General features: G+C 43.1%; 21 protein-coding genes. 4 read left to right on the forward strand and 17 right to left on the reverse strand.

Annotation, left to right across the window (positions count from 1 at the left end; all coding sequences use genetic code 11):
• Nucleotides 1-159 precede the first annotated feature (159 nt).
• The 9 genes from ACVBIO_RS08580 to ACVBIO_RS08620 form a co-directional block, all read right to left on the reverse strand.
• Nucleotides 160-1071 (reverse strand): precorrin-2 dehydrogenase/sirohydrochlorin ferrochelatase family protein, encoded by a 912-nt coding sequence (locus ACVBIO_RS08580; RefSeq protein WP_447163439.1) that lies wholly within the window; start codon nucleotides 1069-1071, stop codon nucleotides 160-162.
• 51 nt (nucleotides 1072-1122) lie between these two features.
• The gene (locus ACVBIO_RS08585) at nucleotides 1123-1482 is read right to left on the reverse strand and encodes a rhodanese-like domain-containing protein (protein ID WP_447172410.1); all 360 of its coding nucleotides are present in this window, start codon (nucleotides 1480-1482) and stop codon (nucleotides 1123-1125) included.
• The gene (locus tag ACVBIO_RS08590; protein WP_447162471.1) at nucleotides 1482-1799 is read right to left on the reverse strand and encodes a putative signal transducing protein; all 318 of its coding nucleotides are present in this window, start codon (nucleotides 1797-1799) and stop codon (nucleotides 1482-1484) included. Before ACVBIO_RS08590 ends, ACVBIO_RS08585 begins: the two co-directional genes overlap by 1 nt.
• Nucleotides 1800-2069: 270 nt before the next feature.
• A complete protein-coding gene (gene secF, locus ACVBIO_RS08595; RefSeq protein ID WP_447162472.1) occupies nucleotides 2070-3017 on the reverse strand; it encodes a protein translocase subunit SecF in 948 nt (315 codons plus the stop codon).
• 13 nt (nucleotides 3018-3030) lie between these two features.
• Nucleotides 3031-4881, reverse strand: coding sequence for a protein translocase subunit SecD (gene secD, locus ACVBIO_RS08600; RefSeq protein ID WP_447172411.1), 1851 nt, complete (start codon nucleotides 4879-4881; stop codon nucleotides 3031-3033).
• Nucleotides 4882-4898: 17 nt separating this feature from the next.
• Nucleotides 4899-5231, reverse strand: coding sequence for a preprotein translocase subunit YajC (gene yajC / locus ACVBIO_RS08605; protein ID WP_012154722.1), 333 nt, complete (start codon nucleotides 5229-5231; stop codon nucleotides 4899-4901).
• A gap of 30 nt (nucleotides 5232-5261) precedes the next feature.
• Nucleotides 5262-6395 (reverse strand): tRNA guanosine(34) transglycosylase Tgt, encoded by a 1134-nt coding sequence (gene tgt, locus ACVBIO_RS08610; protein ID WP_012154721.1) that lies wholly within the window; start codon nucleotides 6393-6395, stop codon nucleotides 5262-5264.
• A gap of 185 nt (nucleotides 6396-6580) precedes the next feature.
• Complete coding sequence (queA, locus tag ACVBIO_RS08615; RefSeq protein WP_447172412.1) at nucleotides 6581-7618, reverse strand: tRNA preQ1(34) S-adenosylmethionine ribosyltransferase-isomerase QueA; 1038 nt, start codon at nucleotides 7616-7618, stop codon at nucleotides 6581-6583.
• Nucleotides 7619-7735: 117 nt separating this feature from the next.
• Nucleotides 7736-7909, reverse strand: coding sequence for a hypothetical protein (locus tag ACVBIO_RS08620; RefSeq protein ID WP_447162475.1), 174 nt, complete (start codon nucleotides 7907-7909; stop codon nucleotides 7736-7738).
• A 166-nt stretch (nucleotides 7910-8075) separates the two neighbouring features.
• Here ACVBIO_RS08620 and ACVBIO_RS08625 point away from each other — a divergent pair, with 166 nt between their 5' ends.
• Nucleotides 8076-8669: an acyl carrier protein phosphodiesterase gene (locus tag ACVBIO_RS08625; RefSeq protein ID WP_447162476.1), complete on the forward strand. Its 594-nt coding sequence runs from the start codon at nucleotides 8076-8078 to the stop codon at nucleotides 8667-8669.
• Nucleotides 8670-8838: 169 nt separating this feature from the next.
• The gene (locus ACVBIO_RS08630) at nucleotides 8839-9507 is read left to right on the forward strand and encodes an RluA family pseudouridine synthase (protein ID WP_447163441.1); all 669 of its coding nucleotides are present in this window, start codon (nucleotides 8839-8841) and stop codon (nucleotides 9505-9507) included.
• 267 nt (nucleotides 9508-9774) lie between these two features.
• Here the strand turns inward: ACVBIO_RS08630 and ACVBIO_RS08635 are convergent, their stop codons facing one another.
• Nucleotides 9775-10044, reverse strand: a complete 270-nt coding sequence (locus ACVBIO_RS08635; RefSeq protein ID WP_447172413.1) for a hypothetical protein — start codon at nucleotides 10042-10044, stop codon at nucleotides 9775-9777.
• Nucleotides 10045-10329: 285 nt separating this feature from the next.
• Between ACVBIO_RS08635 and ACVBIO_RS08640 the strand changes: the two genes are divergently transcribed.
• A complete protein-coding gene (locus ACVBIO_RS08640) occupies nucleotides 10330-11700 on the forward strand; it encodes a Gfo/Idh/MocA family protein (RefSeq protein ID WP_447172414.1) in 1371 nt (456 codons plus the stop codon).
• Nucleotides 11701-11803: 103 nt separating this feature from the next.
• Here the strand turns inward: ACVBIO_RS08640 and sstT are convergent, their stop codons facing one another.
• The 7 genes from sstT to ACVBIO_RS08675 form a co-directional block, all read right to left on the reverse strand.
• Nucleotides 11804-13027: a serine/threonine transporter SstT gene (sstT, locus tag ACVBIO_RS08645; protein ID WP_447162480.1), complete on the reverse strand. Its 1224-nt coding sequence runs from the start codon at nucleotides 13025-13027 to the stop codon at nucleotides 11804-11806.
• Nucleotides 13028-13205: 178 nt separating this feature from the next.
• The gene (locus ACVBIO_RS08650; RefSeq protein WP_447170319.1) at nucleotides 13206-14132 is read right to left on the reverse strand and encodes a chemotaxis protein; all 927 of its coding nucleotides are present in this window, start codon (nucleotides 14130-14132) and stop codon (nucleotides 13206-13208) included.
• Between the two features lie 68 nt (nucleotides 14133-14200).
• Nucleotides 14201-15733 carry a phospholipase D family protein gene (locus ACVBIO_RS08655; protein ID WP_447172415.1) on the reverse strand — a complete coding sequence of 511 codons (1533 nt, stop codon included), beginning with the start codon at nucleotides 15731-15733 and terminating at the stop codon, nucleotides 14201-14203.
• A 32-nt stretch (nucleotides 15734-15765) separates the two neighbouring features.
• Nucleotides 15766-16236 carry a phosphatase domain-containing protein gene (locus ACVBIO_RS08660; protein ID WP_447172416.1) on the reverse strand — a complete coding sequence of 157 codons (471 nt, stop codon included), beginning with the start codon at nucleotides 16234-16236 and terminating at the stop codon, nucleotides 15766-15768.
• A gap of 224 nt (nucleotides 16237-16460) precedes the next feature.
• A complete protein-coding gene (locus ACVBIO_RS08665) occupies nucleotides 16461-17789 on the reverse strand; it encodes a DEAD/DEAH box helicase (RefSeq protein WP_447162484.1) in 1329 nt (442 codons plus the stop codon).
• A 161-nt stretch (nucleotides 17790-17950) separates the two neighbouring features.
• On the reverse strand, nucleotides 17951-18481 hold the full coding sequence (locus ACVBIO_RS08670; RefSeq protein WP_447162485.1) for a methylated-DNA--[protein]-cysteine S-methyltransferase: 531 nt from the start codon (nucleotides 18479-18481) through the stop codon (nucleotides 17951-17953).
• On the reverse strand, nucleotides 18478-19968 hold the full coding sequence (locus ACVBIO_RS08675) for an Ada metal-binding domain-containing protein (RefSeq protein ID WP_447172417.1): 1491 nt from the start codon (nucleotides 19966-19968) through the stop codon (nucleotides 18478-18480). The genes ACVBIO_RS08670 and ACVBIO_RS08675 overlap by 4 nt, the downstream gene beginning before the upstream one ends.
• A 163-nt stretch (nucleotides 19969-20131) precedes the next feature.
• On the opposite strand from ACVBIO_RS08675, the gene ACVBIO_RS08680 reads away from it, so the two are divergent.
• Nucleotides 20132-21961, forward strand: coding sequence for an ABC transporter ATP-binding protein (locus ACVBIO_RS08680; RefSeq protein WP_447172418.1), 1830 nt, complete (start codon nucleotides 20132-20134; stop codon nucleotides 21959-21961).
• The last annotated feature ends 599 nt before the right edge of the window (nucleotides 21962-22560 follow it).

A 22560-nucleotide genomic window follows, 5' to 3' on the forward strand; every position in this document is an offset into this window, starting at 1 on the left:
TGAAAGTGTTTCACAAAAGGATTTGCGCCAAGTTTACCTTAAATTAGTACTAGCGACACATCATCATGCCACTAATGTTCATTTCCCATTTAAATGGCTAACATAAGAACGCGAACAGTCTCAGCGAGCAAAGTCGGCTGAGACTGTTAGTAAACAAAGTTAAAAACTGCCAGGCTGTAAATACTTAGCGGCAGGAAATTGTTTAGCCAAATGGCGAATTTCATCAATGTCGCCATAAACCAAACATGACTCACCTTTTGTCAATTGCAACGCGATTGATTCATCGTTAAACACATCACTCACACTGGCGTCTCTTCTTAATAACTCATTAAGTTCAAACGGCAGTGCCTGTGTAGAATATGTCACTTCGATTTTTTGTAGATATGGCATGGCGCCAATAGGTAGCAAATGAGCTGGCGTACTGCTATCAATGAGTAATAACTCCCCTACTGTCGACTCCATGGAAAAACTTGTTTCGTAGTGACTTTCGGTTTTCGCATCAAAACGTGACCCATTGCGATTAAAAAACTGTTCCCAAAAAATGCGCCTTTGCTTAAAAACAGGCAACCGGTGTTGCACTTCTTGACGGCGCTCAGCAATAAAGTCAAATAGCGGCGTAATAGAGAGCGGCAGCCAAGACTCTAGCCGCGCCCTTAATTCTCTGGCATACACAGGCGCAGCGCCCGCCGTACTGATGGCGATTTGTAAGCGCCCTCGGTCGACGATTGAGGGGGTAATAAAACGACAAAACTTAGGGTTGTCGACAACATTAGCCCAGATCCCTTGCGCCTTAGCGATTTCAGCAAGGCGTTCGTTGAGCTCAGTATCGGCAGTACAAAGATAAACTAAATCACAGTCTGTAATGTCTGCATCATTAACGGCTCTAAGCGCAAGGCTAATGCGCTTACTCTGTGCATAATTTAGCGTATCTTGACAGGCCTCGGTTGCAATGACGTTAATACTTGCTTCAGTTCGAGTCAGTAAATCAAGCTTACGGCTAGCAACGTCGCCAGCACCAACTATCAAAACTTTAAGCGATTGAGTATCGACAAATAGCGGAAAATATTGCATTTATGAGCAGCACCTTTAGATAGTTTACAACTGATTTTTTTTACAACTTAATTAGTCGTGTTCTATCGGCAATTGTCGCTCAAGCCAAGCTTTATAACCACCCGCTAACGATACCACTTTCGAATAACCCATAACTTGAAGGTTGTTCGCGGCTAACGCCGAGCGGTAGCCACCACCACAATATAATACCAGTGGCGTTTGCTTATCGGAAAAACGCGTTTCAATATCTCTCTCGATAATCCCACGCCCTAGATGCTGCGAATTAGGTAACCGCCCTTGTTGCCACTCTGAGTCTTCTCGAACATCAAGTAACACCCAGCCAGCCATCGATTGGTATTGCTCAACGCTCACTTCGGTAATGTGGGGTAAAATACTTTGCACTAAGGCTAAGAATGCCGGATTATGTTTCATTAACTGTATTTCTCACTGCGTTCGGCGCTGCAATTCCAGCAGAGTTCGAAACTTGATTCATTAATTTCATGACAATTGACACATTTCCATGTTGGACATTGTGCATTGAGTGAGGCCATTTGAGCCTTAGCATTTTCATACTGACTCTGTGCAACCCACAGCTCAACATTTTGAATGCCCGTTGGTAATTCGCCAACACCACCCAATAGCGCTTCTCCTTTTAACTCAACTTGTATACCACTCGATTCGAGCATACCTTTCCAAGTATGAGCCTCAAGCAGGTTCCCTGCTGCAACTAAACGTGTTTGCTCTTCCATGTTATTTCCTACAACTATTGCTCTATTTGGCAAATTTAAGGTTAAGACGCTATAAGCGCTATTTATAAAATAGGTTTACATGCTAACGCTAAATCATCAAGCCTGTCGAGCGCTGCTTTTTCGAACAGCAGAAAATACTTAACTAAACGTTATTGCGTAGTTTTTCACGCTACCAATGTCTTATGAAAATCGTACTAAATATGCTATTGGTATTATAAATATGACATAAAAAAAGCCACCTAACTGGTGGCTTCTTCACAGACGTAAAGATTAAGGCATCAATGCGTCTTGATCAGCACCTTCTTTTTCGATTTCAACAGGCATCATGTGTTCACGATTAATGCCTAGCTTGATCGCTAAGAAGCTCGCCACGTAGATTGACGAGAATGTACCGACGAAAATGCCCATCAGCAATGCAGTTGCGAAGCCATGGATCATAGTACCGCCTTTAAGAAACAGCGCTACAACCACAACTAATGTTGTACCCGTTGTAATAATGGTACGACTCATTGTTTGAGTGATTGAGATATTAACCACTTCTTCTGGCGTACTTTTACGCAGCTTGAGGAAGTTCTCACGAATACGGTCAAATACCACAATCGTATCGTTCAGAGAGTAACCCACAACCGTTAGCAAGCCCGCTAATACTGTTAAGTCAAATTCCAACTGAAGTATAGAGAACACACCTAAAGTGACAATAACATCGTGCGCAAGTGCCGCTACCGAGCCAAGTGCTAAACGCCACTCGAATCGGAAAGAAACGTAAATAAGAATACATATCAAGGCAACTAAAACCGCTAGGCCGCCCTGTTCTGCAAGCTCTTTACCCACTTGAGGGCCTACAAACTCAACGCGCTTTTGAATAACAGATGGATCCAGTTGAGTCACTGCATCCATTACGTCATTAACTTGATCTTCGCTCTTAAAGTCGTCTTTTACAGGGAGGCGAATAAGTATGTCTCGGCTAGAACCAAAGTTCTGCACCACTGCGCCGCCCACGGCTTCACTAGAAAGATTAGTACGAATCGCATTTAAATCAGCTGGCTTAGAAAACTCAAGCTCAACAACGGTACCACCGGTGAAATCAAGACCCCAGTTAATACCTTTTGTCGCTAAGGTCGCAAGCGAACCTAGCACTAATACAGCAGAGAAAATACTGATAGGAAGTGCATGGCGTAAAAAGTTGACTGTGCCTTTAACATTTAAAATCTGTAACATTATCAACTTCCCCTTAAATAGACAGTTTCTTCACGCGTTTACCACCCCAGATCGCGTTCACAATTGAACGAGTACCCACGATAGAAGTAAACATAGAAGTGGCGATACCGATCATTAGGGTCACCGCGAAGCCTTTCACTGCACCTGTACCCACAGCAAATAAGATAAGTGCTGTCATAAAGGTAGTAATGTTAGCATCAGCAATGGTAGAGAATGCGTTGCCGTATCCTTCATGAATCGCTTGCTGGACGCTACGGCCGTTACGTAGCTCTTCACGAATACGCTCGTAAATAAGTACGTTACCGTCAACCGCCATACCAACGGTTAATACCATACCGGCAATACCAGGCAGTGTTAGCACCGCACCAGGGATCATTGACATAACACCAACGACCATCACTAAGTTAGCCGTCAATGCTAAGTTAGCAATTAAGCCAAAACCACGGTAGTAAACCAACATGAAGATAAGCACTACTGCCATACCCCAGATCATGGCTTGCATACCATTTTCGATGTTTTCCTTACCCAAGCTTGGACCAATTGTACGTTCTTCAACGATATAAACAGGGGCAATAAGTGCACCAGCACGTAGCAATAGCGCTAAGTTCTGTGCTTCTGCATGCTCTAGACCTGTGATAACGAAGTTACGACCAAGACGTGCTTGAATAGTAGCGACCGAAATGACTTCCTCAATCTTCTTCATCTTAACGCTACCATCGGCATTCTTTTCACCGGTATCTTTATACTCGATAAATAGCGTTGCCATCGGCTTACCGATGTTATCTTTGGTCACGTTTGAGAAAATTGAACCGCCTTTAGCATCTAAATTAATAGCAACTTGTGGGCGACTGTACTCGTCAAAGCTTGGTTGTGCACCTTGAATATGATCACCGGTCAACATAACCGCTTTCTTCAATACCACTGGACCGCCGCTGCGGCGCTGATAAAGCTCAGAACCTGCAGGTACTCGGCCGCTCATAGCAGCTTGAACGTCAGCTTTTTCATCAACCATGTGGAATTCAATCGATGCTGTCGCGCTCAAAATCTCTTTTGCACGCGCAGTATCTTGAACACCGGGTAACTCAACAATAATTCGTTCAGCACCTTGACGCTGCACAACAGGTTCAGCTACACCCAACTCATTGACACGGTTACGCAGTGTAGTGATGTTTTGCTGCAGTGCTTCTTCTTTAACTTGCTTTAAATAAGCTTCACTTGGATTTGCAACAAGGAAATAGTCATCATTGACAGTCTTGTCTTGGAAGACCATGTCATTGCTGCGAGACTTTAGAAAGCGCTCAGCTTTAGCTAATGTCTCTGCATCGCGGAACTTAATCTCGATGCCTTTGGCGCCATCACGAATACCCGCGTAGCGAATTTTCTCAGCTCGTAAATCAGTTCTGAAGTCTGCAACTTTGGCTTCGGTCATCTTACGAATCGCTTCACCCATATCCACTTCCATTAAAAAGTGAACACCACCGCGCAGATCCAGACCTAGTTTCATAGGCGAACCGCCCATAGCTTCTAACCACTCAGGTGTAGCTGGAGCTAGGTTTAAGGCTACGGTGAACTTGTCGCCTAGTGCATCGCTAATCGCTTCTTTAGCAATTAATTGCTCTTCACCATTATTGACGCGTACTAACAACTGACCATTTTCAAGCTCAGAACGCTTAACAGCGATTCCTTTGCTCTTTAATACATCATTTACTGTCGACATAGTCGACGCTGAGACCTCAGCCCCTCGGGTTGCAACCACTTGAACAGCATGGTCTTCACCGTAAAGGTTTGGGATCGCATAGAATGCACCGATGGCGATAATGACTATCACCATCAGGTTTTTCCACATCGGGTATTTATTCAACACGCCATTGCCCTCTTGGCTTAAAGTGACTTAATAGAGCCTTTTGGCAATACGGCCGCAATATAATCCTTCTTAATCGTGATTTCGCTGGTTTCGTTGATAGTCAACAAAACGTAATCGTTTTCATCACTGATCTTAGCGATCTTACCTAAAATACCACCGCTGGTTAGCACTTCATCACCTTTGCTCAACGAGCTCATTAGGTTCTTGTGCTCTTTAACACGCTTTGACTGTGGACGGAAAATCATGAAGTAAAAAATCAGGCCGAAAATGACCAACATGAAAATCAATTCCATTGTGCCACCAGCGCCGCCAACAGGTGCATCAGCTGCATATGCGTTTGAAATAAACATAGTATTCTCTTCTTATTGTCTGAGTAAAAATTAATCGGATAATTCAGGAACTTCAGGTACTTCTCGACCTTGGCTGGTATAGAATTCCGTAACAAAGGCGTCTAATGTACCTGTCTCGATAGCGCCACGCAAACCTTCCATCAATCTTTGGTAATAGCGAAGGTTATGAATGGTGTTTAATCGAGCACCCAAAATTTCATTACAACGATCTAAGTGGTAAAGGTATGCCCGAGAATAATTCTTACAGGTATAACAATCACACTTATCATCGAGTGGTGAAGTGTCATCACGATGACGTGCATTACGGATCTTAATAACCCCTTCACTGGTAAACAGATGACCATTTCGAGCATTTCGCGTTGGCATAACACAATCGAACATGTCTACACCGCGGCGTACGCCTTCAACTAAATCTTCTGGTTTACCGACCCCCATCAAGTAGCGAGGCTTATCAGCTGGAATTTTTGGACAAACATGCTCAAGAATACGGTGCATGTCTTCCTTAGGCTCGCCAACTGCTAAGCCACCAACAGCGTATCCATCAAAACCAATATCGACTAAGCCGTTTAAGCTTTCGTCACGCAGGTCTTCATACACACCGCCTTGAATAATACCGAACAAAGAGTTCGGGTTTTCAAGTCTGTCAAACTCATCGCGTGAACGCTGCGCCCAACGAAGTGACATCTGCATCGATTTACGCGCTTCGTCCTCTGTTGCTGGGTACGGGGTACATTCGTCAAAAATCATTACCACATCACTGCCTAATGAGTCTTGAATTTGCATCGACTTTTCTGGATCTAAGAAAATCTTTTCACCATTAATTGGTGAACGGAAATGCACGCCTTCTTCTGTGATCTTACGGATATCACCCAAGCTAAATACTTGGAATCCGCCAGAGTCAGTCAGAATAGGACGTTGCCAGTTCATGAAGTCGTGAAGATCGCCATGCTTACGCATGATCTCTTCACCTGGACGTAGCCAAAGATGGAATGTATTACCTAGTAGAATGTCTGCGCCAGTCTCACGCACTTCTTCAGGAGTCATGCCCTTCACAGTGCCATAAGTACCAACAGGCATGAATGCAGGCGTTTCAACCGTACCGCGTTCAAAAATCAAGCGACCACGACGCGCGCGGCCTTGAGTTGTATCTAATTCAAATTTCATTTTTCACCTCGCCAGATAAACAGTCTGACCTGAGTTAACTCAAGTATTGAGTCTAAGACTATGACAAACATAAGGGCAAACAATTCAGTATCAACCCTAAAATGCCAAAATATGCATTAAATCTGCAGATAAAAAAATACCCACTTCATTAATATGAACTGGGTATTTTAAAGCAATTTGGATAATTAGTTCGCTTTTTTGGTCACAAACATGGCGTCACCATAGCTAAAGAAGCGGTATTTTTGAGCAATCGCGTGTTGATAGGCGTTTTTTACCTCATCAAAGCCGGCAAAAGCACTCAGTAACATAATCAGTGTCGACTCTGGCAGGTGAAAGTTTGTCACCATCGCATCGACCACTTGGAACTGGTATCCAGGGTAGATAAAGATATCGGTGTCGCCACTAAATGGCTGTAACTCGCCTTGAGAAGCCTTCGCTGCACTTTCAAGTGAGCGCACCGATGTTGTACCCACTGCAATTATACGATTGCCACGCGCTTTCGTTTCAGCAATTAAGTCCACTACGTTCTGCGGCACTTCTGCCCATTCAGAATGCATTTTATGGTCAAGGATATTATCTACGCGCACAGGCTGGAAAGTACCCGCGCCAACATGCAAAGTAACAAACGCAGTATTGACGCCTTTGTCTTTTAACTTGGCCAGCATTACATCGTCAAAATGTAACCCCGCAGTTGGAGCCGCAACGGCGCCCGGATTTTGATTATAAACGGTTTGATAACGCTCTTTATCCGCGTCTTCATCAGGTCTATCGATATAAGGCGGCAACGGCATGTGTCCGACTTCTTCGAGCACTTCTAAAATCGTTTTATCGCTTTGTAACTCGAGTTCGAATAAGGCGTCATGTCTTGCGACCATGATCATTTCATATCCACCATCTAGGCAGATAATCGAATCTACTTTAGGTGACTTAGAGCAGCGAACATGGGCTAACACTCGCTTATCATCGAGCATACGCTCAACTAAGATCTCGAGTTTTCCACCAGATTGCTTTTGACCAAACATACGTGCAGGGATCACTCGAGTATTATTAAAGACCATTAAGTCGCCAGAGCTGACTTGATCTAAAATATCGGTGAACTGTAGATCGGCTAGCTCGCCGCTATTACCATCAAGTGACAATAACCGGGACGCTGTTCGTTCGGCCGTAGGGTAACGGGCAATTAACTCGTCAGGGAGTTCAAAAGAAAAATCTGCAACGCGCATGGAAAGTCTCAACTGTGTCTAAATCGGCCGCTAGTCTATGGCCAGAGCAAAAGAAGATCAACAATCCGACCTCAAAAAACCGTCAATATGCGCGTTTACAGAAGTAAAGTTTGATTTTTAATTGAATGATTTTAGTTTACTCGGCTGCTCTTTAGTCACATCAGCCGACGATTTCACGTCAAAATCTTCAATTCGATAACTGTGCTGTGCATAAGGAATATCAATTTTGACTTTTTTACGTCTAACTTGATCATTCTTCACAAGCTTTTGGGTTAACCAGTTCCACATCATCCTTGATCCTCAAACCGTTTAATTGATGGGTATATAACATTAAAATGATGCGCATCCTTTAAAGAACACCTAAATCTCGCGTTTATATGTAAACTTATCGAGAAAGGATTTCCTTAGCATCACCGCGCATGATAACGTGAAGTATGCGTATTACCAAGTATAAAATATGAACTTCCTTGCACACCTGCACTTAGCAGATAATAGCCAAACCTCATTGGCTGCCAATATTGCCGGAGATTTTGCTAAAGGCAGCATTGAGCACTTCCCAAAACATCTTCAACAAGGGATATGGCTACACCGCCAAATTGATCAGCTAACCGATAGCCACGAAATCACTAAAGAGTTGCTATCGCTATTTCCTAAATCGTTAACCCGTGCTGCACCTATCCTTATCGATCTAAGTTTTGACCATATGCTGGCTAAATACTGGGACGAATACCATCATCAAAGCCTCGAAGAATTTGCAGTTAAAGCTTATAAAGACATTGATGAATGTCGTGATTTACCCGAGCAGCTCGTTGCTATTGCCCCAAAGATCCGTTCCGAGAACTGGCTCGTCGCCTATCAGACTCGTAACGGCCTAAATCAAACTATCAGCTCAGTGGCTAAACGCGTTTCCAAACCTGAAATTTTTAACGGTGCCCTAGACAGTGTTAAAAAGCTCGACACCGAAATTGAAATCGCTTTTCGCACCTTTTACCCACAATTGATGGCCTATAGCCGTCTGTGGACACGTAATACCCCGCCTGAGTATTTATAAAAACACGCTAAGTACTCCATACTTATAGGCTAAGCCGATATCATTACATTCGGGTGCAATGGCACTCGAATGTATGCCCCCTTCCTATCCAATCCTGATTAATAAATCATATTAAGCCGATGCTTCAGCTGAACAAATTTGCTAGAATTGCGCCGCAATAGGAGAACTCATGCAAATTTTTAGCTATCAGCCCCCCAGTATTCCTTGGTTAGATATCCGCTATATCGACCGAGATATTATTGTTATCAATAAGCCATCAGGCTTACTTTCTAATCCTGGGATCGCTGAATACACCCACGATTGTGCACTCACTCGACTGCAACAGCGCTTTAAAGACGCCATATTGGTGCATCGTTTGGACTGTGCAACATCAGGTATCATGGTATTTGCACGTAATAAAAAAGCAGAGTCGAGCCTTAAAACCCAATTTCAAAATAGACAAACTCAAAAAACCTATATAGCAGAAGTTGATGGCGTACTGAACCTGCAAAGAGGTGTGATTGATCTTGCTATCGCAGCAGATAAACTCAACCCGCCTAAACAGATTCTCAGTGCTTCGGGTAAATCTGCTATTACCCATTACAAACTGCTGGCTCAAAAGACTGCAAGTAGTTTAGTTGAGCTAAAACCCGTCACAGGTAGAACCCATCAATTACGTGTGCATATGCTCGCACTTGGGCATGCCATTTTAGGGGATGATTTCTATGGTGATGAGCACGTCATCAAAGCAGCAAAGAGACTCCAGCTACACGCACAAAGCTTAAGCTTTACTCACCCTTACTCAGGTAAATCTATGCTATTTAGCAGTGCGCATCCTTTCTCTACCGCGGTAAATTAGTGAGTAAAAGAATCACCTTCTGAGGTAGATTTCAGGAGAGAGGTTTCAGGCTGAAAACTAAAAAGGGGCTTATGCCCCTTTTTGATTTTATTAAACTGCCCGGACCAAAAAGCTGCAGTGTTAACTCTATACCGCTTCTAAATTAACTTTAGCCGTGTAATAACAGTTGCTTGAATTACAAAATTTAAGGTCTTTACCTTCAGTAAACATGAAATATTCACCAAAAATATTGCCGCCCTTATCTTCAAGTTTGATGCCTTCTTCAGTTTATTCTGAGGTCATTTCATCTAAACTGTGGCAACCATCAAGATACCAAGTCTCTAGGTAATACCTACCCGACTGCTTATAAAGGGTTATATTGTCTCCTAGCAAAGGCCTTTCATCTATCCAACGGCCAACAACCTCACGAGTATTGAGTTCATCCTCTCGCCAAGATAAACGTTTACGCTTCTCAACTACCGACATTTCCATCTCTTTGAGTTTTGCCTCTTTCTCAATTTGAATAACTTCATCTGTCTTATTGCGTACAAGAGTCATCTGCTAGTTTTCTCCCTTAAAAAGCATTTGTAATATTTTTGTTTACTAAATCAAGTATAAACAAAGAAAGCAATCACAAGGTTACTGCTACCTTTTAACATAAAGTGTATCGCACTAAAAAATTAAAAACGCGATATAAATCACTTTCTATGCATTACTTTAGTAAATACGCATAAAAAGACAAGCACAAATGACCCCTCATCAGTTTTTAACCTTTTCCAAACCAAATCTGATATAACTTTATGCTCTTGTTGAAGAATTAATAACAATACTACAGGAGTGGAAATGACATTTAATCGCCGACTGTTTTTAAAAACTGCAGGCTTCACCGCAGCAGGATTGATCACCTCCCAACTACCACTATCCAGCGCTCACGCAGTACAAAAGAAACCCGCTAATGCACAGTCTATAATGGGCTTGGTGGTCCCTAAAATGGACACGGTTAGAGTGGGTTTTATTGGCGTCGGCCAACGTGGCTCTGGTCATGTAAAGCATTTTTGTCATATCAATGGCGTAGAGATCAAAGCCATATGCGATATTGATCAACAAGTACTAGATAAATCTATCGCATTTATTGACGCCCAAGGATTGCCTAAACCCGCTCAATACACTGGTAGTGAACATGCTTATAAAGCGTTATTAAGTCGTGATGATATCGATATTGTCATCATCTCAACCCCATGGAAGTGGCACGCTCCTATGGCCATCCATACGATGGAAAGCGGTAAACATGCTTTTGTTGAGGTGCCATTAGCGCTTACTGTTGAAGAGTGCTGGCAAATCGTCGATACAGCAGAGCGTAGCCAAAAGAACTGCATGATGATGGAAAACGTTAACTATGGTAGAGATGAGCTCATGGTGCTCAATATGGTGCGTCAGGGCTTGTTTGGTGAACTGTTACACGCCGAAGCTGCTTATATCCATGAACTGCGTTGGCAGATGAAAGAAATTGATCAAAAAACTGGCTCATGGCGAACCTATTGGCACACTAAACGTAACGGCAACTTGTATCCCACACACGGTTTAGGGCCTGTTTCCCAATATATGAATATCAACCGCGGTGACAGATTTGATTACATGACTTCAATGAGTTCCCCCGCCTTAGGTCGTGCACAATATGCTAAGCGTGAATTTTCAGCGGATCATGAACGCAATCAACTTAGCTACATCAATGGCGATATCAATACTTCACTTATCAAAACGGTTAAAGGCCGTACCATCATGGTACAGCACGATACTACCACTCCACGTCCCTATAGTCGCCATAACCTCATTCAAGGCACTAATGGCGTGTTTGCAGGCTTCCCTAACCGAATAGCAATAGAGGAAGGGGGCTCTGGCAGTTATCACCAGTGGGATATGGATATGCAAAAGTGGTACGCTAAGTATGACCACCCTTTATGGCTGCGTATGGGAGAAGAAGCTAAGCGCAACGGTGGTCATGGCGGTATGGACTTCTTAATGCTTTGGCGCATGGTGTATTGCTTAAGAAATGCCGAGCCATTAGATCAAGACGTTTATGATGGCGCCTCATGGTCAGTGGTCAATATTCTGAGTGAGGAGTCCGTCAATAACCGCAGTAATTCGGTTAACTTCCCAGATTTCACTCGTGGGACATGGCAAACCGGCAAGCCACTTGGGATCATTGGTGCATAAGCCCATAAAGTTTATTTACCACATTCCAGAACAAGACAATTAACCACAAAAAAGCCCGTTCATCTCTATGAACGGGCTTTTGCTTTAATGCTAAACGGTGTATTTATGCGTTTTCTTTGCGCTCTGCCGCTTCACAAGCTGCAGCAGTAAAGATAACGTCAGTAGAGCTGTTTAAGCCTGTCTCTGCTGAATCTTGAATAACGCCAATGATAAATCCGACTGCAACCACCTGCATAGCAACGTCATTAGAAATACCAAACAAGCTACATGCCAATGGAATAAGTAGCAGTGAGCCACCGGCAACACCCGATGCACCACAAGCTGAAACGCCCGCAACCACACTCAACAAGATAGCAGTGAGTAGATCAACTTGAATTCCCATCGTGTTAGCTGCTGCCAGCGTCAAAATCGTAATCGTGATCGCAGCACCGCCCATGTTAATGGTCGCGCCTAACGGAATAGAAACAGAATACGTATCTTCATGCAGCTTTAGCTTTTCACACAACGCCATATTTACCGGAATGTTTGCAGCACTTGAGCGGGTAAAGAATGCGGTCACGCCACTTTCTCGCAGACAAGTAAATACCAAAGGATATGGGTTACGGCGTATTTTAAAATACACAATCGCAGGATTAATAATTAACGCCATAATAGCCATGGCGCCAAGCAGCACGAGTAGTAAGTGCATATAACCAGCGATAGCACTAAAACCTGTAGTCGCAAATGTTGCAGATACAAGACCAAAAATGCCGATAGGTGCTAAACGAATAATGAAGCGCACCATTTGAGAAACACCGTGGCTAACATCCGCAAACACTTGCTTGGTAGAATCCGTAGCGTGATGCAGTGCTAAACCTAAGCCTACGCCCCAAGCAAGAATACCGATATAGTTACCTGTCATCAGCGCGTTAACTGGATTATCAACAAGCTTAAACAATAAGGTATGGATCACCTCACCAATGCCTTCTGGTGGTGATGCCTGAGCCGCGTCTAATGATAATGCCAACGTGGTAGGAAACAAAAAGCTCATCAACACAGCAGTAACTGCCGCAGAAAAGGTGCCTAATAGATATAAAACCACAATCGGTCGCATATTCGTTTTGGCATTTTTCTTTTGGTTAGCAATCGATGCCGCCACCAAGATAAAAACTAAAATAGGTGCTATCGCTTTTAAAGCACCAACAAATAGCTCACCTAAAAAGGCCACACTCTCTGCACCGCTTTTTGATACGGTGGCTAAAACAGCACCTGCAATAATACCCACGAGAATTTGTAGCACTAAACTACCGTCTGCCAAACGGGCAAACAAGGATGTTTTTTGATTCATTAGTTAACCTGTCATTTTTATAGTATGTCGCAATTTTATTTAAGGCTTACTGGTAAAACCTTAAATAAAATTAATCTCCCTTCTACACAGTTTGTATCGGATGTGACAACTATTGTCCACCTTTGCCAGCCAAATAGACTCGGATATTACTCATGATTAACAAATTGCTAATAAGGTGCTAATGATTGGCCTTGTCCAAGGCTTTTTCTGCCCCGCGCAGCATGGCGTCAATCAACTCATGAGCACAAAACTTTGTTAGCGCCTCATTAGCTCCCACTTGATGAGCCTGACTGACGCTGATCTCGCTAGAAAGTGAGGTGTGCAAGATAATATAGGCGGGGGCAATAGCTGGATTGTTCTTCACTTCAAACGCCAGTTCATAACCATCTAGTCCAGGCATTTCAATATCGCTGACTAAAATATCGACGGCTCGATTGTCTCGCTCGGCCTGCTCCATAATCATTAATGCATCTCGGCCATCAGCTGTAACCTGATAAGGAATATTGATACTGTCTAATGCATCACTCAGCTGTTTCCGCGCTACTTTAGAGTCATCAACCAATAGAATATTGAGCGGTTTTAAATATTCGCGCTGTATATCAGTCAGCATAGCTCGACTTGTTTCTGGACTGGCAGGAAAAACTTTAGACAGTAAGAGCTCCACATCGAGTAGTTGTACCAATTTACCTTCTATTTTGGTCACGCCTGTCAGATAGGCATTTTTTCCTAAATTGCTGGGTGGCTTTTCAATGTCACGCCAGTTGCATTCTATAATCTTATCGATTGCACGCACTAAAAAACCGATCACCATTCTTTGGCAATCAGTAATAATAATATAGCTGTCTTTCAATTCTTCTTGCGAAATAGGTCGATAACCGACTGCCGCTGCCATATCAATGATCGGTATGGTCGCTCCTCTAATCGTCGCAGCGCCCAAGATTGTAGGATGAGAATGCGGAATGGCGCTTAAAGGGCTATAGGGAACTAACTCTCGAATTTTCAGAGTGCCTAATGCAAACAACTGAGTCATCGACAATTGAAACAGGAGTAAACCTTGTGACTGGCTTGCCTTGCTCTTTACTTTATTATTACTTATTGCATTCATTTGTTATGCAGCCACTCATTCTTAAACTCAATGAAACAAACTCTAGCCTAATCACGCAGAGCAAACAATTAAAGCTGTGATTCAATAGGCAATAATGCGATACAGTCCACTAGAAATATACGCCAAAGGCCTGCATCTGGCTCAGCATATATTTTTCGTTGATTAAAATCATCAAACCAGACAATTTGTTGATCTTCTATCCCTAATCGGTAGGTGTTTTTAACTAGGCTTGCCTCAATACCATCGACGATGCTTGTCGCTAACGACTTGTTGTCGATAATAAGCCCCATTTCAGTATTCAACCATGCTGAACGTGGATCAAAATTAAAGGAGCCAACAAAAATAGAACGCTTATCTGTTACAAAGGTTTTAGCATGCAAGCTACTTTTAGAACTACCGCTCCAGCTACTGGTCTTTTTCACATCCGGATTGGCTTTGACCTCAAATATTTTAACCCCCGCAGCTAACAGCTGTTGCCGATACTGACGATAACCCGCATGAACGGCTAACACATCTGTTGCGGCTAAGCTATTGGTTAACACCGTAATATCAACCCCTTTCTTAATCGACTCGATAATACTTTGAGTCCCCGCTCGCGTTGGCACAAAATAAGGGGAAACAATTAATACCTCATCTGTTGCTTGTTCTAAAAAAGCCCCAAGATCAGACAGGATATTATCAGAATCCAATTGATGATTCTGCTTATCTGGTTGGTCATAAACCAACTTTGCAGTCCCCCAAAACCATGGCAATGAGCGGTTTGCCATCTTTGTTATCAGCTCACTGTTTAATAATCTGCCAATATAAGGATTAGTGCTATAGGCGGCTTTTTCTGCTTCAACCAATGATAGTGCTTTAGCAATCTCTTGTTCAGTCACACGATGGGAACTGAGGGCATTGATTTCAACTGTAAGTGGTGCGTTCCAATAAAGGTCAAATTGATCCGACACTTCCTCTACCGCAGCACCTATGGCCATTAAATCAAAATCACCAAATTCAACATCGGTATCGTTAGAAAAATACTCATTACCAATGTTACGCCCCCCCACCACACTAATGGTGTTATCAACCGTTAGTGACTTATTGTGCATACGATGGTTCAGCCTAGAAAACCCAGCGACAAAGGCAATATTTCGGAATTTTCGCTCAAATGAAGGGTTATACAATCGTACTTGGATGTTTTCATGATCAGCCAGCATCACTAATGCTTCGTCGGCGTTTTTAATTGCCATGTCGTCGAGTAAAATACGTACTCTTACACCACGCTGCGCCGCCTCAATTAAGTGCCAAGTGAGAAGTCGTCCAGCGTCATCCGAGCGGTAAATATAATACTGTATATCGATGCTTGCTTTAGCAGCGTTGACTAAAGCCAACCGCGCGATAAAAGCATCAACCCCGTCTGTCAGCGGTATAACACCCGTTTGATCTGGATGAGCTGCAACATCGTCAGCGACATATTCAACCAAGGGCCACTCATCTTGGGCTGCAAGCTTGGTCGATATCGGTTTTTCAGGAAAAATAGGAGAAGATTGGCAGCCAACTAACCCTACTACAGCTGCCCACAATAAAACGATTTTTAAAAATAAGTGTCTGCAATCCATTTGCATTCTTTTATTCAATTGCGAAGTCTTAATTAATCTTGTAACGCATAAAGCACATCAAATGCAAACTGATCCCAACCCTCTGAGCTAAATGCAATATCGCGCACAGCCCTAACTTGACTAACCGCATGCAAAGGTGCAGCTCCATTATCCATAAGGTAGTAGGCCATAATAAGGCCCGTTCTATCTTTACCCGATCGGCAATGAATAAGTACTGCTTTTTCTTGCGCCTCGCACTCTCGAATAAATGCGAGAGCTTTAGGCACCTGTTCGACACAATAGTCTAGATCTTCTGCTTGTGGCGGAATATTGCGAGAAAATGGCACGCATAGATAGTCTAGCCCTAATGTGACAAACTCATCTTGATTGCATTCCTCACCGTTATTTACAGATAAGACAGCTTCGATACCTGATGCTTTTAATTGCGCAAGATCCCATGGATCTTTATTCGGCCCACTGCGTCCTGCAATTTGTCCCTCAACTAACCAAAATAGGTGCTGCATAGTGTTTCCTAAATAAATTATGAGTTTCAAGCGACATAAATCGACCAGAGAATACCTAATGTCGAAATACTACGCTATCGCTTTATTGCTGTACGAGGTGATACATGACTAAAAATAGCGCTATACCACAAAATCCTAATTTTCAGTGTTAAAAAAGGACTCATTGAGAGTCCTTTTAGTGATGTTCCCGCTAGCGAAATCACTTGTTATCTATATCGCTATGTTCAAGACTTCTTTGACCAAAGGTCTGCATTAGCCTTTGGTAACTTCTTACGACTTTTCTTACCTGTACCTGCTGGTTTTGCCATCGGCTTTTCTTCACGTGAAGGACAGTCAATAGGCGCCTCTAAATCAGCTTCAAAACCTGGGATTTGCTCGCGCTCTAATCTCAGCTTGTTTTTCTTTTCAATCAACTTAAAGTGTTGATATTCATCGTGTGCAATCAAGCTCATGGCCAGACCAGCCTCACCTGCACGGCCACTTCGACCAATACGATGCATATAATCAGCAGGACTTCTAGGTAGTTCAAAATTGATCACAATAGGCAGCTTTTCAATATCAATACCACGGGCAGCAATATCGGTTGCAATAAGCACGCGAATATCGCCAGTTTTAAAGCCTTCAAGTACTCTATTTCGTGCACCTTGGCCTTTGTCACTATGAAACACTTCGACAGTAATACCCGCGTTTTCAAGTTTTTGAGCCAATCGATTACAGCTGTATTTTGCACTGGCAAAAATAAGCACCTGTTGCCAGTCATTTTGTTTGATTAGTTCAGCGAGCAAGGCCGTTTTGCGATTACGATTCACAGTAATAACACGTTGAACTAAGGTACTTTCTTCTTCACCCTGTAACTGAACTTCAACGGGATTACTCAGTAGTGATTGGGTAAGTTCGCGCACTTCTTCTGGGAATGTCGCTGAAAACAGTAACGTCTGTTTCTTGGCCGGCAACTTAGCCAATAATTCATTAAGTTCATCGGTAAAACCTAAGCTCAACATGCGGTCGGCTTCATCCAATACTAAAGTCTGAGTCTTATCAAGCTTTAGGGCATTACTCGAGATTAAGTCAATGAGTCGACCCGGTGTTGCAACTAAAATATCTGCACCACCACGTAGGCTTAACATTTGAGTGTTGGTTGATACGCCACCATATACCGCTAGCGTTTTTAGGTTAGGCTTAATTAGCTGGGAATAGCGCATAAAGCTGTCGCTGACTTGCTGAGCTAACTCACGCGTAGGCACTAAGATTAGGCTAGAGACGTAGTTACCCTCTTTAGAGCGCGGTTTTGCTTGGGCAATTTTTTGGATAATTGGCAGCGCAAAAGCGGCCGTTTTACCAGAACCTGTTATTGCTCCGCCAAGCACATCTTTGCCGTTTAACACTGCGGGGATAGTATGTGACTGAATAGCCGTAGGCCTTGTATAACTCAGCAATTTAAGCGTTTCGAGCAACTCAGGCATGAGCCCTAGTTGAGAAAAGTCACTGTGAGTCGAGTTACTAGTCACAGTTGGAGTTGCTGCTTGGTCTGTTGAAGATGCTGACTGAGTCATAATGTACGGGTAAACGCCTAATCAAAAATAAGGCGCTTATTCTACGCTAATATCCACTTAAAAGCTTATTTTTGATCTGATTTTACGCTTACAAGCGCTGACATTTTAAAAGTAGGTATTGTTAATACACATTAAAACGCCTTGTATCACACAAGTCCCCTTTAAGCTAAGCCTTCTAGTGTCAGTAATTTCTGTTTAAGATCGATGCCGTAAGCATATCCAGTGAGTGCACCATTTTTACCAATGACTCTATGACAAGGCACAATAATAGCAATCGGATTCGCTCCGTTTGCGGTGCCCACCGCCCTCACCGCTTTTGGACGATTAATCCGACTGGCAATGTCGGCGTAACTGCAGCTTTCACCGTATTCAAGCTCACTTAATGCGTGCCAAACCTGGCATTGAAACACTGTCCCCCTAGGGGCCAGTTTAACGTTAAATTGACGCCGCGTGCTTGCAAAGTACTCCGTCAGCTCAAGCTTAGCCTGTAACAGGTGTTGTTTGGCTAAACCATGACTATCACATGCATCAATTAGTGACTGACTAGTGTTAACTTCCCGCGATAGCCAATCATCCCCTTGCTGTGGAATAAAGTTAACGTGGGTGAGTCCTTCTGCATTAGCGCACAGAGAGAGTACGCCAAATTCAGATTTAAAATTCAACTTAGCTAACGGCAGTAAAAGTGTATTCATGAAAGGTTCCAAAGCTGAAATGTAAGATAACTGCCCCATGGAGCAACATTTTGAGTGAGCGCTTGAATTAACTCATCATAGTCTTTTGATATTAATCGCTTGTCTTCCCTTGCAGCATAAAGGCTCTGCATGCGTTTTTTAACGACAAGATCGCCACACAGTAAAATATCTGGATAACTCAAGCCGCGCATTTTGGCATAGGCAACGGTCCATGGTCCGACCCCTTTTATCGACAACCATTGTTCAATATCAGCTTCAGGGTGCTCACTTACAAACTGGCCTAGTGCATTGAGCGCCTTCTTTCTGGCTCTAGGCATGTTTAGCTCGTTTAACTCAGCTGTTGCTATCGTCTCGGGTAACGGAAATAGTATCACTTGTTTTGCGCCAATTAAGCGCTTCTCCCCGCAGGCAAGTACTAACTGATTTAGTAACTTAGAGGCTTGCGTTATGCTTACCTGCTGGCCTAATACTGCTCGGCAGCCAGCTTCAAATGTTGACCATACCCCAGGTAGACGTAACCCCGGTATCATCTGATTTCCAAGAAGGTCAAGGGATGCAAGCACACTGTCAATCTCGAGCACGTTAGCATTTAAGTCCAATACCCTACGAATGCTACTAATAATTAAACTAAGCTGTGAAAGGCCTGATTCATTTTCTAATACGATATCGACACCAAACAAATTCGCCTTTGTATCAACCTTGGCATTGAAGTAACCGCTAACTCCATTTAAGGTGAAACTCCGTCCATAACTATATTCATCTTCAAGCCACTCCATCTGTTCTACAGCACGAACCTTATAAAAACTATGCTGTTGCTGCCAAGCAAGAGGTGGTCGATAGCTGAGCAACAACCGCAATACGATCTGTCCTTGTTCTTGCGTTCCATCAGGCGGTGTCATTTTTACGGACGTTTTTCTCAGCGCTGAAGGCGTTAATTGTAAAGCTTGCATAAATGCTTCATTGAAGCGTCGAACACTATTAAAGCCCGCAGCAAATGCAACTTGAGTGATACTCAACTGGGTTTGATGTAAAAGTTGCTTGGCAAACATCAGTTGCCGGTATTGGCTATACCCTTTAACTGATATCCCCATTTTCTCGCTAAACAGTTTTCTGAGGTAGCGACTGCTAATCCCTAATCGCTCGGCTAGAGTCTCTACACTAAGGCCATCATAGCCTGAGAGTTCGCCAGCATCGATAATAGCCTTTGCCCGCTCTAGGGTAGTTTGTGTACCCTTCCAGGCATAAGAGTGCGGCGCGCTATCAGGGCGACAGCGTAAACAGGGCCTTAACCCAGCATTGGCGGCTTGGAGAGCTGAATCAAAATAGCGTACATTTTCTTCTTTTGGACTCACAGCAGGACAAATTGGCCTACAGTATATTTTGGTGGTGAACACCCCAATAAAAAACTGCCCATCAAACCTAGGATCTCTAGCTAACCTTGCCTTGCGACAGGCATCTCTTTCAATCTTGCAGTCGTGATTTAGCATCCCACATTCCAGACATCGTTTTATGAATGTAATCTTACGCAACAAGCCTAGTCATCACTAGCGGAAAACGGAACTGAATATTGGTTGCATATATATGCCTCAGCTTTACACTTAGCTACTGTTCATATTTTTCTAACAAAAAAACACCTAACTGAGTACCTACATGTTCAAACGATTTGAGTCTTGGGTTGAGCCTTTCTCTGATGAGGAGCCACAACAGCCTCCTAAAGGGATCTATGCATTTTGCCGCCATTACACCCGTGGCTTTGAAGTTCCACTGGTTATAATGTCGATTCTAACCGCGCTACTCGCCATTCTTGAAGTGTCTTTATTTGGCTTTATGGGCGATTTAGTTGATCTGCTCATTAATAATGATCCCGATACCCTTTTTGAAAAAGAAGGCATGAAATTACTCGGGATGACGCTGCTCGTATTAATTGTAATTCCGACTCTGGTGTTACTGCATGCGCTCATCGTCTATCAAGGGTTATTAGGCAACTACCCAATGTCTATTCGATGGATGGCCCACCGTTACTTGCTAAAACAAAGTGTGTCGTTTTACCAAAATGATTTTGCTGGCAGGGTGGCGACCAAAGTGATGCAAACCTCTTTAGCCGTAAGAGAGACGGTTACCAAGCTATTGGATGTATTGGTTTATATCTTGGTTTACTTCACTTCTATGGTCGTAATGATAGCCAAGGCCGACTTACGACTTATGGTTCCTATGCTGCTTTGGTTAGCTATTTATATTGCTCTACAGTTTAAGTTTCTACCTAAACTCAAGAAAGTGTCAACTGAGCAGGCTGATGCTCGCTCAACAATGACCGGACGGATTGTCGATAGTTACACCAACATCGCCACGGTAAAACTGTTCTCGCACACCCAAAAAGAAGCTGAGTATGCTAAAAGCAGCATGAAATCCTTTCTTCATACCGTGTATAGGCAGATGCGTTTAGTCACCTGGATTAACGTGAGCGTGCAGATTATCAATTACCTTTTGGCCTTTGCTATTACAGCTGTATCTATTTGGCTTTGGAGTGATGATGCGATTACCGTTGGCGCGATTGCGATTGCGATCAGTTTAGCGTTAAGGCTCAACGGTATGTCGCAATGGATCATGTGGGAAATAAGCTCACTATTTGAGAACATTGGTACAGTTACTGATGGTATGAATACGCTGTCTAAGCCTACCGATATCAATGACATCACGAATGCACCAGCTCTAAACGTAAGTAAAGGAGCTATCGACTTTAATAATGTCAGTTTTCACTACGGTGAAAATAGTGGAGTGATTGATGAGTTAAATCTACATATCAAAGCGGGCGAAAAAGTCGGGTTGGTTGGCCGCTCAGGTGCCGGGAAATCGACTTTAGTTAACTTGCTTATGCGTTTTCATGATGTGGAGTCCGGTTGCATCACCATCGATAAACAGGATATTGCTCAGGTCAAACAGGACTCACTACGTGCGCATATAGGCATGGTGACCCAAGATACCTCTCTATTACACAGATCTATCCGCGATAATATTCTCTACGGCAATCCTGATGCCAGCGATGACAAGCTTGAACAAGCAATAAAAAGCTCCCAGTCATATGAGTTTATTCAAAACTTGAGCGATCCTGAAGGTAACCAAGGCTTAGATGCGCAGGTTGGCGAACGAGGCGTAAAGCTTTCAGGCGGTCAGCGTCAACGTATTGCCATCGCGCGAGTTCTACTTAAAAACGCCCCAATTTTACTACTTGATGAAGCCACATCGGCACTAGACTCTGAGGTAGAAGCTGCAATTCAGGAAAGTTTATATCAGCTAATGGAAGGAAAAACCGTTATTGCTATCGCTCATCGACTATCAACCATTGCGGCAATGGATCGATTAATCGTGCTCGATGACGGAAAAATTTTAGAGCAAGGAAGTCATCAGGAGTTAATCAATTTAGGTGGGATCTACGCGCAGCTTTGGGCACACCAAACAGGAGGCTTTCTCGGCGTAAATTAACAACCTAGACCCAATTAAAGCCTTAAGTAACAAACATATAAAAGCCATCAGTAATGGTGGCTTTTATACTTACAGGCCAAATACCTACTATATAACCCTTAAAAACCAACTCATTCAGTAATAAACTAAAATGAGCTCGTTACGCCTGTCATGTAGAAGCATTCACGCTAATAGCAATCAGTATCAGCAGGTGTTCGACTCAGAGTTTCAGCGCATCCAGAGGTTACGGATGACTATGCTCTACACCCGCTGCGAACAGCATAGTCTTGTATGCTTTCAGTGCACTTGTAACTAAAGCTGCAATACTAGTCTAAATATGTCTTTGGTTATTCTAACTGTTCAATATCATTGATATCTGGGACTTACGCACTAAGCGTAAGCGGTGTTCCATCATAATGACTTGAACTGTCATTTTGCAAACGACGATATCATACCAATAAGTATAAGAAGTTGATCTACTCAGAACGTTTTTTGGCAAACTAATTCAAGGCGAATAACTGAAAGAATGGTTGATCCCTTGTAATACCAAACTGGAAAATTAACTGGTCACACTTGCCCAATCCCTAGAACACAATTTTGTCACTCGCTCTGAACTCTCA

This window comes from Shewanella sp. 0m-8, from assembly GCF_052977265.1.